Source organism: Mesorhizobium sp. M1050, from assembly GCF_040318715.1.
Taxonomy (GTDB): Bacteria; Pseudomonadota; Alphaproteobacteria; order Rhizobiales; family Rhizobiaceae; genus Mesorhizobium.
On record NZ_JAMYMV010000065.1, the window covers coordinates 1 to 14,459 of the forward strand.

Here is a 14,459-nt window from a genome sequence, read left to right on the forward strand (position 1 = left end):
CGGGCGTCGCCCGGGCCCCGGCCGGGCCGGGCGCGGCTCGTGGCCGCCGCGCGCCGGGCCCCCGCGACTACCTGCCGGTTGGCGAGATCGAACCGGGAATGCTGCTGCTGATCGCGGCAGGCGATAGGATACCCGTCGACGGCGAGATCATCCATGGGGCGTCGGATCTCGACTGCTCACTGGTTTCCGGCGAGAGCACGCCCCGAAACGTAGCGCCAGGCGAACCCGTGCAGGCTGGCGTGCTCAACCTTACCGGCTCGCTGACGATCAAGGCGACAGCCGCCGCGAAGGATTCGTTCCTGGCGGAAATGGTTCGGCTTATGGAAGCTGCCGAGGGCGGCCGGGCACATTATCGCCGGATCGCCGATCGCGTTTCAGCGCTTTATGCTCCTGTGGTTCATCTTACCGCCTTCGTGACGTTCCTCGGCTGGATGGCGGCGACCGGCGACTGGCATCGGGCGATGACCATCGCCATTGCCGTTCTCATCATCACATGCCCGTGCGCGCTCGGCCTCGCCGTGCCGATCGTTCAGGTGGTCGCCGCGCGGCGCCTGTTTGAGAACGGCATCATGGTCAAGGACGGTTCGGCCATGGAGCGCCTGGCGACGATCGATGCCGCGGTGTTCGACAAGACCGGAACGCTCACGCTCGGAAAACCGCGGCTCGTCAATGCATCGTCGATCGATCCGGCCATGCTGGCAATTGCAGCCGACATGGCAGCGCATTCGCGCCACCCGTTTTCAAAGGCCATAGCCGGCTTTGCCAAGCCTGGCGGGCAGCGCAAATTCGATGCCGTCACCGAGCACCCGGGATTCGGCATCGAGGCCGCTGCCGCCGGAAACATCTGGCGGCTGGGTCGACGCGGATGGGCTGGATGGAAAGCCCGCACCGGCGGCGAAGGCCGACATGGCTATGGCGGGACGGTTCTGACTAAAGACGGGATCATTGTCGCGACCTTCGATTTCGAGGATGCGCCGCGTGCCGACGCCAGAGCAGCGATCGAGCGATTGAAGGATGCCGGGGTGTCGGTGCGGATGCTGTCGGGGGATACGGCGGCCGCCTGCGGCGAAGTCTCGAAAATGCTGGGTATCGACGACTTCATTCCGTGCTTGCTGCCGTCCGGCAAGGTCGAATGCATCGAGACCCTGGCAAGAGAGGGACTGCGGGTTCTGATGGTTGGCGACGGCCTCAACGACACGCCTGCACTGAGCGCAGCGCATGTGTCGATCGCGCCGGCTGCCGCGGCCGACATCGGTCGCAATGCCGCCGATTTCGTATTCCTGCGTGAAAGCCTTGCGGCAGTGCCTCTCGCGCTGGACGTCTCGCGCGAGGCGGGGAGCCTGATCCGCCAGAACATCGCGATCGCCATCGTCTACAATGCGGTCGCCGTTCCGATCGCCATACTGGGACACGTCACGCCTCTGATCGCTGCGATCGCCATGTCGGCCTCATCGCTGCTTGTCATCGGAAATGCGCTGCGCCTGCAAGGCTTCGTGTCGAACGGACAGGCGCAAAGCTCTCGACAGGACAGGCGGCGCGGCGTCAGCCAATTGGCACAACCTCGATGACGACTCTTTCCTACCTCATACCCGTGGCCCTCTTCCTTGGCGCCCTTGGACTTGGGGGCTTTCTGTGGGCCTTGAGAAGCGGTCAATATGAAGATCTCGATGGAGCCGCAGAACGGATCCTGATCGATGGCGACGACAAGCCGCAAGGCTGACTCGGGCGCCGGGTCGCTCAAACACCGCTGGGACCGGTGACCCAGATCAAAGCGCACAGCCCATAAACCCAGATAGTCAAGGGATAAACATCCGAGGAGGCAGGCATGCGAGCAGAAGCGATAATGACCACACCGGTCGTCGCAATAGACCCTGACGCTTCGATTGCCGATGCGGCACGGTTGATGCTTTCGAAGAAGATCAGCGGCCTGCCTGTCATTCGCAGCGACGGCACGCTGGTGGGGATCGTCAGCGAGGGCGATTTTCTGCGCCGGGAAGAACTGGGCACGCGACGCACGCGTCCGCGTTGGCTGGAGGCTCTCGTCAGCCCTGGAAAAGCGGCCGAAGAATATGTTCAAGCCAACGGAAGGCGTATCGAAGAGGTGATGACGGCGGATGTCGTTACAGTATCACCTGGCACATCGCTGTCCAGCACGGTCGAGCTCATGACACGCCATCACGTCAAACGCATTCCGGTCGTCGACGGCGGCAAGGTGATCGGCATCGTGACCCGCTCCGACCTGCTGCGCGCATTACTCGACGTCCCATCTGGCGCGGCCTCGGCACGGATAGACGACGAACAAATCCGTCAGGACGTCCTTGCCGAACTTGCGAAGCAGAAATGGACCGGCAAGGACATGATCGATGTGACCGTGAACACAGGGGCGGTGCAACTGAACGGCGCCATCTTCGACGAGCGCGAGCGCCAGGCAGCCATCGTCGCCGCCGAAAATGTCGCCGGCGTCAAGGCTGTCAGGGACAACCTCATCTGCGCCGGACCGCTGTCTGTCGTGCTGGTTTCGTAGGCATTTGGTCACAGAAGCTGAGAAGGCAGGGACGGTCGCCCTCAGAGCTCGAAGCACTAGACTACGACTAGCGTTGGCCGGCCGCATGTTGGAGACGTGCGATCAAATCCCGGTTGCGGCAATAGTCGGGTGGATCATCGGCTTGCTGGTGTTCGTCGAGCCAAATTGCGCATTCGTCCTGGTGGCCGCAGGAGCGGCAGCGGTCTATCGCTCGATGGACGACGGCTTCATGGTCCGGCACGACTTTCAATTGCCTGTCGACGCCAAGCTTGCGCATCATGCGATCCATCAACGCGGTCCTTGCGTCAACCGAGACCAGGTAGTCGAGAAAGTTCATGTCGGTGGCTCCTCCTTCTTTGCGATCATTGCATGCTGGCGGCACATGACATTGATCTCGGTCAACAGGCGGAGCCGCTGCCAAGCCGAGGCAGTCAAGGATGGATCGACCTCAATATGAGGACTTTCATTATCCAAGCCATCCGGCAGTGGGCATCGAACCGTCAATACGACATGAAACGGCTGATGCCGCTGTCTTCGATCAATGTGCGTGTGATGCCGCCGAACGCCCATTCCCGGAGGCGGCTGTGGCCATAGGCGCCGGAGACGATCAGGTCGGCATGGATCGACCGCGCGAACGCCAGCAGCCGGTCGCCGTCGGCGTCGCCGGCGATCAGTTCGGTTCGCGCCAAAATGCCGTGATGTTCCAGAAAAACGGCGACATCGGCGAGGCTGTCGCGAATGCTTTCGTCATGGTCCGTATCGATCGTGGCGACCACGACTTCGTTGGCCTTGGCCAGGAAAGGCAAGGCATCTGCTATCGCGCGTCGGGCCTCCCTGGCGTCCTTCCAGGCAATAAGCACGGTTTTTGCCACGAGATGGTCGACATTACTCGCAGCAACCAGGACCGGTCGACCGGCACCGAGCACCAGGCTACCGACATCGACTGCGCGAAAGATATTGTCCGCCTTCTCGCTGCCGGTAACGACAAGATCCGCGCCTCGCGCGGAGACACTCAGGAAGCGAGTCGGGCTGCAAATAGCTTGCACCCATTCGCTGAACATCGAAGCAGGAACCAGCCTCTCGAACTCGGCCCGCAGTTCGGCAAGTCGCTTTTCGATTTCCGTCCGCTGGACCTGCATGATCTCGCCTTCGTAGACCATGCCGTCCCCTGTCGCGACCAACGGCGGGACATCTGCAGCCGCCAGGCCAATGAGGCGGGCTCCAAACCGCTCTGCTAGCTCGATTCCGACCTTCACGATGGATACGGGAGGCGCATCGACGGCAAGATTCACGACAATTGACTTGTAGCACATCGCACGGGCCTTTCGCTGAACGACGGAATGCACGATGAATGCATTTGCTGGCACCCGATGCTTTGATGCGCGTCAAAGGGCCTAAGCTCATCCGTATCCGAGAACGTCGGCCCCGATCCGTTTTGCGTGCGCGGCGAGAAGTGGTAGTTAGCCCTTCTCACAGGCGTGTCGAATCCAAGGATTTCAGGTGAGCCAAGACGAAGCGCCTATTTTGTCGGCCGGCGGGACGATGCTGAAGTCGGTCTTGTCCCAAATGTTCGAACAGGCCCCGGGCTTCATGGCTATCATGCGTGAGCCGGATCATGTCTTTGAACTGACGAATACCGCCTATCAACGGCTCATCGCCGACAGGCAAGTGATTGGGAAATCGCTGCGCGAAGCCCTTCCCGAACTCGAAGGCCAAGGGTTCTTGGAACAGCTGGACCATGTCTACAGGACCGGAGAGCCATACAGAGGCCAAGGCATCAAGGTCGGTCTTCGCAACAGGGACGGCCAGCGGCTTGAAGAGCGTATCCTCGATTTCGTATATCAGCCGATCAAGGCCGACGATGGCCGCATCACGGCCATCTTTGTCCAAGGCACTGATGTCAGTGAGCTTTCCTTCGCGAATGCAGCCCTTCAGCTGCGCGAAGACCATTTGCGTTCGATCCTGGCGACGGTGCCCGATGCAATGGTGGTTATCGATGAACTGGGCAGCATTCAATCGTTCAGCACAGCTGCCGAAGCGCTGTTCGGTTATCAGGCCAGCGAAGCCATTGGCCGAAACGTCAACATACTGATGCCGTCGCCCTACCGCGACGATCACGACGCCTATCTGCTTCGCTATCTGACGACCGGCGAGCGCCGGATCATCGGGCTAGGCCGCACGGTCACCGGAATGCGGAAGGACGGTTCGACCTTTCCAATGGAGCTTTCCGTTGGCGAAATGCATCCCGGAACCGGGCGCTTCTTTACCGGCTTTTGCCGAGACCTGACCGAGCGCCACAGGGCGGAAGCGAGAATACAGGACCAGCAGCTGGAACTGCTCCACATGGCCAGGTTCACCGCGCTCGGCGAAATGGCCTCGACGCTTGCCCATGAGATAAACCAGCCGCTCACGGCGATCACAAACTACCTCAAAGGCAGCCGCCGGCTTCTTGAGAAGAGCACGGAAGAGAACGCACCGATGCTGAGAGAGGCTGTCGAGAACGCGGCTGAGCAAGCTTTGCGGGCTGGAGAGGTCATTCGTCATCTTCGCGATTTCGTCGCCAGGGGCGAAAGCGAGCGTCAGGTCGAACGCTTGCCGATGCTGATCGAGGAAGCCTCCTCACTGGCTTTGGTGGGCGCGAGGGAAATAGACGTGCGCGTCAGCTACCAGCTTGATCCGGAGGCCGAACTGGTTTTGACTGATCGCATCCAAATTCAGCAGGTGCTGCTTAACCTGATACGCAACGCCGTGGAGGCCATGCAAGGCGCGCCGCGCCGCGAGTTGAAAGTCACAACTGTCGCCCGGGACGATGGCATGGCGGAGGTAAGCGTGATCGACACCGGCCCCGGCCTCGCGCCGGAGGTCTCCGCACAGCTTTTCCAGCCATTTGTCACCACAAAGAAGCAGGGCATGGGCGTCGGCCTCTCGATTTGCCGTACCATCGTCGAATCGCACGGAGGTCATATCTGGACCGAGCCAATGCCGGCTGGAGGGACCGCTTTCCGGTTCACGTTGCGCATTGTGGAGAAGGAAGAGGTCACAAATGGCGGTTAGTGATCTGGTGCACGTGGTTGACGACGATGTGGACGTGCGCAAATCGCTTGGCTTTCTTCTGGCGACAGCCGACTTTGCCGTGCGGCTGTACGAATCGGCGACAGCTTTTCTGGATACCGCGACGGGCAATCCCGACGGTTGCATCGTCACCGACGTGCGCATGCCGGGCATCGACGGAATCGAGTTCCTGCGGCAGCTCCGAACCCGCGGACACATGCTTCCGGTCATCGTGATGACGGGCCATGCTGATGTGGCGCTCGCCGTTCAGGCAATGAAGGAGGGGGCGTCCGATTTCATCGAAAAACCTTTCGACGACGATATTCTGATAAGTGCGATCCGTTCCGCTTTGGATAAGCGCAATCAGGCGAACGCTACGCACCCACAATCCACGGAAATCAACGGCCGTTTATCGACGCTGTCGGAACGAGAGCGACAAGTGCTGGATGGACTTGTCTCAGGTCTTCCAAACAAGACGATCGCTTATGACCTCGGAATCAGCCCACGTACGGTCGAGATCCATCGCGCCAATGTCATGAGCAAGATGAGCGCGAGCAGCCTGTCGCACCTCGTGCGCATGGCACTGATCGTAGAACCCAAATCCTAGGAACCATCGTCAAAGGAGTTGTCGTCGAGAGCCGGCACACTGTGAGACCCCCAGTCGCGCCAGTGAGTCGGGCGGATGTCTACCCATGCGCCGGTGGCGGCGTTCCTCCAGCCTTCCCGCTCCTTCATGCAGGGAAACACGAGCGCATGCTCGCCATCCTCGTCGAAGACGGCCAGTGTGAGGTTGCGCCCAAACGGAGCGGTGAGGATCGGTTTCCACATCTCCAGATGATTCTCCAGAAGCGCCAGCCCGCGCCTTGATCTGAATCATTTTCCGCAATTGCCAAATGCGCGAATGTGGACTTTGCCAGCCATGAGCCGGGCGGAAGCACCCGGATGGTGATGGTTCAAAGCGGCAAGGCAAACAACACTTTGGGATGGCCGCGAAATAGGAGACGGCACCGATGCTGATCCAAACTCTTTCCACCCTGGAAAGTACGAGATTGCTGACGGCCAATCGGGTCGGACGGCTCGCATGCGCAAAGAACGGGCAGCCTTACGTCGTGCCTCTCTACTACGCACATGCGGATAATCACCTCTACGCATTTTCAATGCCGGGCAAGAAGATCGAATGGATGCGAGCCAATCCGCTGGTATCCGTCCAGGTCGACGAGCGCGGCAAAGGGCGTGGATGGAGAAGCGTCGTAGTCGATGGCCGCTATGAGGAATTGCCGGACCGGGTTGGCCACAAGATCGAGCGCGACCATGCATGGTCAGTGCTGAGCAAACACGCCGACTGGTGGGAGCCTGGTGCGCTCAAGCCGGTCGTGCCTCCTGTGTCGGACAGCAGCCCACATGTGTTTTTTCGCATCCTGATCGAGCAGGTGTCGGGTCGCGAGGCAAGTGAATAGCTGAACGACCACCCCGACCACAGATGGGACGGCTGGGCCGACGGAACCCGTTGTCGTAGGTACTTCCCCGTAAGGATGATGATGCGAGCCACCTACCGCCGCAGCGCGTGCACGCTTGCCTTGTCCTCGCCGGCCGCCGGCAATGCCATGTCATCATCGAGAAGGCGTGTTATGCGGGCAAAGCCTGTGAAGGCTTTCCGAGCTTCCTCGGCCGTCATCTGGCCCGACAGGGCGGCCGAGCAGCAATTCAGCGCGCACTGATAAACCGGACCGCGCCGTCCCGTCGGCCATTTCCGCAAGAACGCCATGGCCTCGGCAACACTATCAATTTCTTCAGTAGGGTGCCCCTGCCCGCGCGAGATCCGCACGGGCGAAATGAAATGCAGGTCGTTCATCGTTTCCTCCCCGTCGATCGCGATGCGCTCAATCGAACCCAATGAAACGCGCCATTCGACAGCCGGTTCCACGCAATCCGAGATTTCTTTTTAGGAGATCGGAATTTCGAATCATCGGCCCGGCAGATCCAGAGGCGGCCCACCATGGAGTGCCGTCGATAATCGCAGTTCTCATTGAATATCTTTAAGGCCAAAGCCGACAAATAGATTGCTTGTCGGTTCCCCTGCGTCAGGCTTACCCTGCACCGCCAACGCGTGAGGGCGCGTGCTGCAAAGGGGACCATTGCAATGACAATACAGGGTGCTTCACCTGATCTGTACAACGACGACCTGGCGCCTGCCAAAACTCGAAACTGGGGACCATTCTCGATCTTCAACGTCTGGACATCGGACGTTCACAGCCTCTGGGGCTACTATCTCGCCGCCAGCCTTTTTCTATTCTGTGGCGGGTTCGTCAATTTCCTCATCGCCATCGGCATCGGTTCACTGATCATCTACGCGCTGATGAACATGGTCGGCTACGCCGGCGTGAAGACAGGCGTGCCCTACCCCGTGCTTGCGCGTGCCTCTTTCGGCATCTGGGGCGCCAACATACCGGCGCTGGTGCGCGCCGTGGTCGCCTGCTTCTGGTACGGCGCACAGACCGCCGCCGCCTCAGGCGCGATCGTGGCACTTTTGATCCGCTCGCAATGGTTTGCCGATTTCAACGCCAACACGCATCTCCTCGGCCATACCGGCCTGGAGGTGATCTGCTTCGTGGTCATCTGGGCGCTGCAATTGCTGATCATCCAGAACGGCATGGAAACGGTGCGCCGCTTCCAGGATTGGGCAGGACCGGCAGTCTGGGTGATGATGCTGATCCTGGCGATCTACCTCTGCGTCAAATCCGGGAGATTTGCCTTCACCAGCGATATCCCTATGGACGTGCTGCTGGACAAGACCAAGGACGCGGGCGTACCGGGCACGCCGGGATCATGGACGTCGCTGTTTGCGGTGGCGGCGATCTGGGTCACCTACTTTTCCGCGCTTTATCTCAATTTCTGCGATTTCGCCCGTTACGCGCCGGACAAGGCATCGCTGCGCAAGGGCAACATCTGGGGCCTGCCGATCAACCTGATCCTGTTTTCCCTGGTCGCCGGTGTCACCACCATTGCCGCCTTTGACGTCTATGGCGAAGTGCTGCTGCATCCCGACCAGATCTCGGCGAAGTTCGACAGCTGGTTCCTGGCAGCGCTCGCGGCCTTGACCTTTGCCGTGGCAACCCTCGGCATCAACGTGGTGGCAAACTTCGTCTCGCCGGCCTTCGACTTCTCCAACGTCTTTCCCAGGCAGATCGACTTCAAAAAGGGCGGCTATATCGCGGCCGTCATCGCGCTCGTGCTCTATCCCTTCGCACCGTGGGAAGGCAGTGCCGCTTCCTTTGTCAACGTCATCGGTGCGACGATGGGGCCGATCTTCGGCGTGATGATGGTCGACTACTATCTGATCCGGAAGGGTGAGGTCGATGTCGAGGCACTCTATCGCGAGGACGGCGAGTTCCGATTCCAGGGCGGCTGGCATGTCAATGCCTTCATCGCCGCCGGTATCGGTGCCATCTTCTCGTCGATCCTGCCGAACTTCACCAACTGGCTGCCGTCGTGGTGGGGCGTCTATGGCTGGTTCTTCGGCGTGGCGATCGCCGGCATCATCTACTACGTGCTGCGCACCGCCGCTTTGGGCGCTGGCGCCAAGACGGCAAAGGCTTGAAAATGAGGCAGTAGGCAGTAGGTGCAAGGGAGTAGAGAACCGCTTCCCTACTGCCTACTGCCTACTGCCTACTGCCTACTGCCTACTGCCTACTGCCTACTGCCTACTGCCCACCATCTCGGCCAGTTTGCGCACCGTGTTCCAGTTGCGGGATGTACCGACGCCCAGGCGCTTGTGGCTGGTTGCCGTCAGAAGCCGTGAACTGGCGCGCGAGAAGACAATCCAGATATCGCCACCGACGGCGTGCATCTTTTCGTCCTTGCCGACATAAGAGCCGAGCGCCGTGACGGCTTCGTCCGGCACCGGTTGGCGCATCACGCGCACCGTCACCTGATCCGCGGTCGCATTCGATTCGTCCGGAAACGGATTGCTGGCGGCAAGCTTCAGCCAGTCCTCGGCACTCCGCACGATGATGTCGATATGGCGGCCGAAGATCTTTTCGAAGGCTGCTTCCAACCGCCGTTCCAGATCGGCGATATCCGTCGCCGGCGCCTCGAAGACCAGGTTGCCTGTCGCCACCAGCGTGCGCGGGTTCTTCAGCCCGAGCTCTTCGGCCATCGCCTTGAGGTCGGCCATGGCGACCCGTCGCCCCTCGCCCAGGACGATGCTGTAAAGCAGCGCGACGTAGGTCTGCATTGTCCGACCGGCCTAAAGCATGATGCCGAAAAGTGTGAAGTGGTTTTCGGACGGCATCATGCTCATCTCTTTGACTTGGAGCTACACCAGCCGGCTCTGCTCCACCGCCGCCTCGATGAAGCTGGCGAACAGCGGATGCGGGTCGAGCGGCCGGCTTTTCAGTTCCGGGTGATATTGCACGCCAATGAACCAGGGATGATCGGGGTACTCGACCGTTTCCGGCAGCACGCCGTCGGGCGACATACCGGCGAAGACCAGGCCGCAATCCTCGAGCCGCTCCTTGTAGTCGACATTGACCTCGTAGCGGTGGCGGTGGCGCTCGGAAATCTGTGTGTCGCCATAGATCTCGGCGATCTTCGAGCCCTTGGCGAGCTCTGCCTGATAGGCTCCGAGCCGCATCGTACCGCCGAGGTCGCCGGTCTCGCGGCGCTTCTCCAGCATGTTGCCTTTCAGCCATTCGGTCATCAGGCCGACGACCGGCTCCTTGGTCGGGCCAAACTCGGTCGATGACGCATGCTCGACGCCGGCCAGCGACCGCGCTGCCTCGATGCAGGCCATCTGCATGCCGAAGCAGATGCCGAAATACGGCACTTTTCGCTCACGCGCGAACTTCGCCGCCAGGATCTTCCCTTCAGCACCGCGTTCGCCAAAGCCACCGGGAACCAGGATGCCATGAACCTTTTCCAGCCAAGGCGTCGGATCCTCCTTTTCGAAGATCTCCGATTCGATCCAGTCGAGCTTGACCTTGACGTGGTTGGCCAGGCCGCCATGCGACAGCGCCTCGATCAGCGATTTGTAGGCATCCTTGAGCCCGGTATATTTGCCGACCACGGCAATGGTAACTTCGCCTTCCGGATTGTGGATGCGGTTGGACACCGCTTGCCAGGGCTCCATGCGCGGCTTCGGCGCCGGATCGATGCCAAAGGCGGCCAAAACTTCCGAATCGAGCCCTTCCTTATGGTAGGCCATCGGCACGTCGTAGATATGCGGCACGTCGAGCGCCTGGATCACCGCACTCTCGCGCACATTACAAAACAGCGACAGTTTTCTGCGCTCTTCCTTGGGAATAGCGCGGTCGGCGCGGACCAGCAGGATGTCGGGCGCAATGCCGATGCCGCGCAGTTCCTTGACCGAATGCTGGGTCGGCTTGGTCTTCAGCTCACCGGCCGTCGGGATGTAGGGCATCAGCGTCAGATGGACGTAGACGGCATTGTTGCGCGGCAGGTCGTTGCCGAGCTGGCGGATGGCTTCCAGAAATGGCATCGCCTCGATGTCGCCGACCGTGCCGCCGATCTCGCACAACACGAAATCATAGTCGTCATTGCCGTTGAGGACGAAATTCTTGATCTCGTCGGTAACGTGCGGGATGACCTGCACGGTGGCGCCGAGATAATCGCCGCGGCGCTCGCGCTCGATGATGTTCTTGTAGATGCGGCCGGTGGTGATGTTGTCCTGCTGATTGGCTGAACGCCCCGTGAAGCGCTCGTAATGGCCGAGATCGAGATCGGTCTCGGCGCCATCATCGGTAACGAAAACCTCGCCATGCTGGTACGGCGACATCGTGCCCGGATCGACATTGAGGTAGGGATCGAGTTTTTTGATGCGTGCGCGATAGCCTCGCGCCTGCAAGAGAGCCCCAAGGGCCGCTGCGGCTATGCCTTTTCCAAGTGAGGAAACCACGCCGCCTGTGATGAATACATATCGCGCCATGGGAGTCATCGCTTAACGCGGCCGGATTGATTCCGCCAGAGAAAAAACCACCGCGAAGGTTTTTTCCCAAGAAGGCGCTTGGACGATAGGCAAGGCAAAAGAAAAGGGCCGGCTGAGCCGGCCCTTTGGCAGGATGACGAAAACGTCAGATGATGACGACCTTGGTGCCTACCCTGACGCGGCTGTAGAGGTCCATGACGTGCTCGTTGATCATGCGGAAGCAGCCATTCGAGGCGCTGGTTCCGATCGACTGCGGCGCGATGGTGCCGTGGATGCGCAGATGCGTGTCCTTCTTGCCGTCATAGAGATAGATGGCGCGGGCACCGAGCGGGTTTTGGCCACCGCCGGGCATGCCGTCCTTGTACTGGCCGTAATGCTTCGGCTCGCGCTTCTGCATGTCCAGCGTCGGGATCCAGCGCGGCCATTCCTGCTTGTCGCCGACCGCTACCGTGCCTTTGTACTGCAGGCCTTCGCGGCCGACCGCAATGGCGTAGCGGCGAGCGGTCGAAGATGATTCGACGAGGTAGAGCCGCCGCGCGCTGGTGTCGATGACGATGGTGCCGGCGTCATAGCCGGTGAATTCCACGTCCTGCGGCACGAATTCCGGCTTCACCTTGAACTGCTTCTTGGCTTCCTTCTTGGCGAGGGCCTGATCGAGAGCCCGCGTCTCTGGAAGATAGCTCATCGACGAGCCGGATGAGGTACCGCCGAAGAGACCGGCGAACAGACCGCCGCCGCTTGGCCGCTTCTGGCCGACGACCTCGCTGCGCAGCTCGCCATTGTTGCCGGTCAAGGCGACATTCATCGCCTCTGCCGGAAGCGGCTCGGCCGACTGGATCGGCGCGATTGGCTCGATGATCTTTACAGCCTGCGTCTTGGCCGGCTTGGCGTCGGCCACTTCGGTAGCCGGCACGCTCTTGCCCTTCTTGGCCAGGAACGCCTGCCGTTCAGCGTCGGCCCTGGCCTTGGCCGCCTCGCGCATCGCCAGCTTCCTGGCTTCGAGAGCCTTGGCTTTGGCGGCTTCCTTGTCGGCAACGATCTTGGCCTCGATCTTCTTGATCTGGGCGAGATCGTCCGGCGTCGGATTCTTCTTCTTCTTGAGAAGCTTCAACTGCGACGCGTCACTCTTGACGGCGACATTGATGGCGCCGGTTTTCTCAACAGAAGGTGCGGCCATATTTGCCGGCGCGCCGGCGAAGGCTGGGGAACTCATGCCGAGTGCGGCGCAAAGTCCCAGGAAAATGAAGCTGCGAAGCTGCATGGCGAAGATCCGATCGTTCTATGCTTGTTGCCCACGGCGTCGCCCAGCGCCCCCAAGGCGCCGGAAATGCCGCGCGCAATCTATAGTCGAATAAGCGCGAACGCCTCAAGCGCGAGGCCGCGCCTCACCACGTCGAATCTTCGTGATTGTGCTGCATTTGCCGCGACTGTGTTCAAACGACAACAGGCCGCGGCTGCAGAGCCTGGAGATTACTGGTTCGGAACCTGCGGGGCCGCCGGAGCGGTGCCATTGGTCGACGGTTTCGAGCCGGCGGCAGGCGCCGTGCCCGCCGGAGCTGCGGCGTCGTTGCCGGACGGCGGCGTCGGCGTGGCGTTGCCGGCGGGCGCCGGTGTGGTCGTGCCTGGCAGTTGGTTGAGCACACCCTTGCCGGCACCATCCGATGTCGCAGGCACGCGGTCGAGGATGTCGATCGGCTTCTCGCCATAGCGGGCGACGATCGACAGTGTCAGCGACGTGGCAAAGAAGGCCGCCGCCAGGATCGCCGTCGCACGCGTCAGCGCATTGGCGGCACCGCGCGCGGTCATGAAGCCGGATCCGCCACCGATGCCAAGGCCGCCGCCTTCGGAACGCTGCAGCAGCACCACCCCGACGAGGGCGAGCACGACCATGAGATGGATGACGATCAGTACGGTTTCCATAGTTTATCCTGGCAAAGCCTTGCCCGGCCGCGGACACGACCGGTGAATTGGAGGCGGCTCAATACAATGCTTTGATGGCATTTCCAAGCCCGTGGCCGGAATATGGGAAGCAACGCCTTCTTTGCAACGATTTCCAGCGCCGGGAGCCCCATCCGGTGTGGCGAACAAGTTCAAGCGATGTTGCGATAAGCCTCGGCGATGGCAAGAAAATCCGCTGCCTTCAGGCTGGCGCCGCCGACCAGCGCGCCATCGACATTCCTGACGCCGAGCAGTTCGACTGCATTTGAAGGCTTGACCGAACCGCCATAGAGGATGCGCACCTTTGCCGCAACGCCGCCGAGTTTTTCCGCCAGCTTTTCGCGGATATGTGCGTGTGCTTCGGCCACATCGGCTGCGGTCGGCGTCAGGCCGGTACCGATCGCCCATACGGGCTCATAAGCAATGATGGTATTGGACGGGGTGGCGCTTGGCGGCACCGACCCGTCGACCTGACGCGACAGCACGTCGAGAGTGGCGCCCGCTTCACGCTGCTGCTGCGTCTCGCCAATGCATATGATGGCCACGAGCCCGGCACGCCAGGCGGCGGAGGCCTTGGCTTGTACCGTCGCGTCATCCTCGCCGCGCTGCTCACGGCACTCGGAATGGCCGACGATGACATGGCTTGCGCCCGCATCCTTGAGCATTTCCGCCGAAATGCAGCCGGTGTAGGCGCCGCTCTCCCTGCTGTGGCAATCTTCACCGCCGGCATGCACCGGCGTGCGCGACAAGATCTCCGCGGCATGGGCTAGCAATGTCGCGGGAACGCAGACCAGCGCTTCGGTCTCCGCATCGAGCCCACTCAGGAAACCGTTGCCGATCATCCTGAGTTCGTTGAGCGAGGCACTGGTGCCGTTCATTTTCCAGTTGCCGGCGACAAGCGGGCGAATTCCTGGCGTCATGGTTTGCTTCTCCGGGCGATATCGGGCTCTGGCCCTCACTACCAAAATCAGCCCACAAAGCAATCGACAGTGGACCGGAAGG

General features: G+C 61.1%; 16 protein-coding genes. 7 read left to right on the forward strand and 9 right to left on the reverse strand.

Annotation, left to right across the window (positions count from 1 at the left end):
- The 3 genes from NKH57_RS26710 to NKH57_RS26720 all read left to right on the forward strand — a co-directional run.
- The coding region (locus NKH57_RS26710) for a heavy metal translocating P-type ATPase (protein WP_352948769.1) at positions 1–1,568 on the forward strand (1,568 nt) is incomplete at its 5' end.
- Positions 1,565–1,720, forward strand: coding sequence for a cbb3-type cytochrome oxidase assembly protein CcoS (gene ccoS, locus NKH57_RS26715; RefSeq protein WP_023759210.1), 156 nt, complete (start codon positions 1,565–1,567; stop codon positions 1,718–1,720). The genes NKH57_RS26710 and ccoS, both read left to right, overlap by 4 nt.
- Before the next feature lie 105 nt (positions 1,721–1,825).
- Positions 1,826–2,524 (forward strand): CBS domain-containing protein, encoded by a 699-nt coding sequence (locus NKH57_RS26720; RefSeq protein ID WP_352948771.1) that lies wholly within the window; start codon positions 1,826–1,828, stop codon positions 2,522–2,524.
- Between the two features lie 67 nt (positions 2,525–2,591).
- Here the strand turns inward: NKH57_RS26720 and NKH57_RS26725 are convergent, their stop codons facing one another.
- A complete protein-coding gene (locus NKH57_RS26725) occupies positions 2,592–2,861 on the reverse strand; it encodes a DUF6455 family protein (protein WP_352948774.1) in 270 nt (89 codons plus the stop codon).
- Between the two features lie 163 nt (positions 2,862–3,024).
- On the reverse strand, positions 3,025–3,837 hold the full coding sequence (locus tag NKH57_RS26730) for a putative universal stress family protein (protein ID WP_352948777.1): 813 nt from the start codon (positions 3,835–3,837) through the stop codon (positions 3,025–3,027).
- 229 nt (positions 3,838–4,066) lie between these two features.
- Here NKH57_RS26730 and NKH57_RS26735 point away from each other — a divergent pair, with 229 nt between their 5' ends.
- Positions 4,067–5,578, forward strand: a complete 1,512-nt coding sequence (locus NKH57_RS26735; protein WP_352948779.1) for a PAS domain S-box protein — start codon at positions 4,067–4,069, stop codon at positions 5,576–5,578.
- Positions 5,568–6,182 (forward strand): response regulator FixJ, encoded by a 615-nt coding sequence (fixJ, locus tag NKH57_RS26740; RefSeq protein ID WP_352948782.1) that lies wholly within the window; start codon positions 5,568–5,570, stop codon positions 6,180–6,182. The genes NKH57_RS26735 and fixJ overlap by 11 nt, the downstream gene beginning before the upstream one ends.
- On the opposite strand, the gene NKH57_RS26745 is transcribed toward fixJ, so the two are convergent.
- Positions 6,179–6,403, reverse strand: a complete 225-nt coding sequence (locus tag NKH57_RS26745) for a hypothetical protein (RefSeq protein ID WP_352607437.1) — start codon at positions 6,401–6,403, stop codon at positions 6,179–6,181. The two genes, fixJ and NKH57_RS26745, sit on opposite strands and share 4 nt — an antisense overlap.
- Before the next feature lie 182 nt (positions 6,404–6,585).
- Between NKH57_RS26745 and NKH57_RS26750 the strand changes: the two genes are divergently transcribed.
- Positions 6,586–7,032 (forward strand): pyridoxamine 5'-phosphate oxidase family protein, encoded by a 447-nt coding sequence (locus NKH57_RS26750; protein ID WP_352607439.1) that lies wholly within the window; start codon positions 6,586–6,588, stop codon positions 7,030–7,032.
- Positions 7,033–7,124: 92 nt separating this feature from the next.
- On the opposite strand, the gene NKH57_RS26755 is transcribed toward NKH57_RS26750, so the two are convergent.
- Positions 7,125–7,427 carry a DUF982 domain-containing protein gene (locus tag NKH57_RS26755; protein WP_023759217.1) on the reverse strand — a complete coding sequence of 101 codons (303 nt, stop codon included), beginning with the start codon at positions 7,425–7,427 and terminating at the stop codon, positions 7,125–7,127.
- Positions 7,428–7,715: 288 nt separating this feature from the next.
- On the opposite strand from NKH57_RS26755, the gene NKH57_RS26760 reads away from it, so the two are divergent.
- On the forward strand, positions 7,716–9,173 hold the full coding sequence (locus NKH57_RS26760; protein WP_352835952.1) for an NCS1 family nucleobase:cation symporter-1: 1,458 nt from the start codon (positions 7,716–7,718) through the stop codon (positions 9,171–9,173).
- 96 nt (positions 9,174–9,269) lie between these two features.
- On the opposite strand, the gene NKH57_RS26765 is transcribed toward NKH57_RS26760, so the two are convergent.
- From NKH57_RS26765 to tpiA, 5 genes are all read right to left on the reverse strand, one after another.
- Positions 9,270–9,809, reverse strand: coding sequence for a DUF1697 domain-containing protein (locus NKH57_RS26765; protein WP_352835955.1), 540 nt, complete (start codon positions 9,807–9,809; stop codon positions 9,270–9,272).
- 81 nt (positions 9,810–9,890) lie between these two features.
- The gene (gene pyrG, locus NKH57_RS26770) at positions 9,891–11,528 is read right to left on the reverse strand and encodes a CTP synthase (RefSeq protein ID WP_084025403.1); all 1,638 of its coding nucleotides are present in this window, start codon (positions 11,526–11,528) and stop codon (positions 9,891–9,893) included.
- 136 nt (positions 11,529–11,664) lie between these two features.
- The gene (locus NKH57_RS26775) at positions 11,665–12,780 is read right to left on the reverse strand and encodes a L,D-transpeptidase (RefSeq protein WP_352948786.1); all 1,116 of its coding nucleotides are present in this window, start codon (positions 12,778–12,780) and stop codon (positions 11,665–11,667) included.
- Positions 12,781–12,989: 209 nt separating this feature from the next.
- Complete coding sequence (gene secG / locus NKH57_RS26780) at positions 12,990–13,439, reverse strand: preprotein translocase subunit SecG (RefSeq protein ID WP_352607446.1); 450 nt, start codon at positions 13,437–13,439, stop codon at positions 12,990–12,992.
- Positions 13,440–13,609: 170 nt separating this feature from the next.
- Positions 13,610–14,377: a triose-phosphate isomerase gene (tpiA, locus tag NKH57_RS26785; protein ID WP_023759223.1), complete on the reverse strand. Its 768-nt coding sequence runs from the start codon at positions 14,375–14,377 to the stop codon at positions 13,610–13,612.
- Between the last annotated feature and the right edge of the window lie 82 nt (positions 14,378–14,459).

Coding starts and splice junctions, on each gene's coding strand:
- ccoS (WP_023759210.1), top strand. CDS start 1,565: ATGACGACTCTTTCCTACCTCATACCCGTGGCCCTCTTCCTTGGCGCC.
- NKH57_RS26720 (WP_352948771.1), top strand. CDS start 1,826: ATGCGAGCAGAAGCGATAATGACCACACCGGTCGTCGCAATAGACCCT.
- NKH57_RS26725 (WP_352948774.1), bottom strand. CDS start 2,861: ATGAACTTTCTCGACTACCTGGTCTCGGTTGACGCAAGGACCGCGTTG.
- NKH57_RS26730 (WP_352948777.1), bottom strand. CDS start 3,837: ATGTGCTACAAGTCAATTGTCGTGAATCTTGCCGTCGATGCGCCTCCC.
- NKH57_RS26735 (WP_352948779.1), top strand. CDS start 4,067: ATGCTGAAGTCGGTCTTGTCCCAAATGTTCGAACAGGCCCCGGGCTTC.
- fixJ (WP_352948782.1), top strand. CDS start 5,568: ATGGCGGTTAGTGATCTGGTGCACGTGGTTGACGACGATGTGGACGTG.
- NKH57_RS26745 (WP_352607437.1), bottom strand. CDS start 6,403: ATGTGGAAACCGATCCTCACCGCTCCGTTTGGGCGCAACCTCACACTG.
- NKH57_RS26750 (WP_352607439.1), top strand. CDS start 6,586: ATGCTGATCCAAACTCTTTCCACCCTGGAAAGTACGAGATTGCTGACG.
- NKH57_RS26755 (WP_023759217.1), bottom strand. CDS start 7,427: ATGAACGACCTGCATTTCATTTCGCCCGTGCGGATCTCGCGCGGGCAG.
- NKH57_RS26760 (WP_352835952.1), top strand. CDS start 7,716: ATGACAATACAGGGTGCTTCACCTGATCTGTACAACGACGACCTGGCG.
- NKH57_RS26765 (WP_352835955.1), bottom strand. CDS start 9,809: ATGCAGACCTACGTCGCGCTGCTTTACAGCATCGTCCTGGGCGAGGGG.
- pyrG (WP_084025403.1), bottom strand. CDS start 11,528: ATGACTCCCATGGCGCGATATGTATTCATCACAGGCGGCGTGGTTTCC.
- NKH57_RS26775 (WP_352948786.1), bottom strand. CDS start 12,780: ATGCAGCTTCGCAGCTTCATTTTCCTGGGACTTTGCGCCGCACTCGGC.
- secG (WP_352607446.1), bottom strand. CDS start 13,439: ATGGAAACCGTACTGATCGTCATCCATCTCATGGTCGTGCTCGCCCTC.
- tpiA (WP_023759223.1), bottom strand. CDS start 14,377: ATGACGCCAGGAATTCGCCCGCTTGTCGCCGGCAACTGGAAAATGAAC.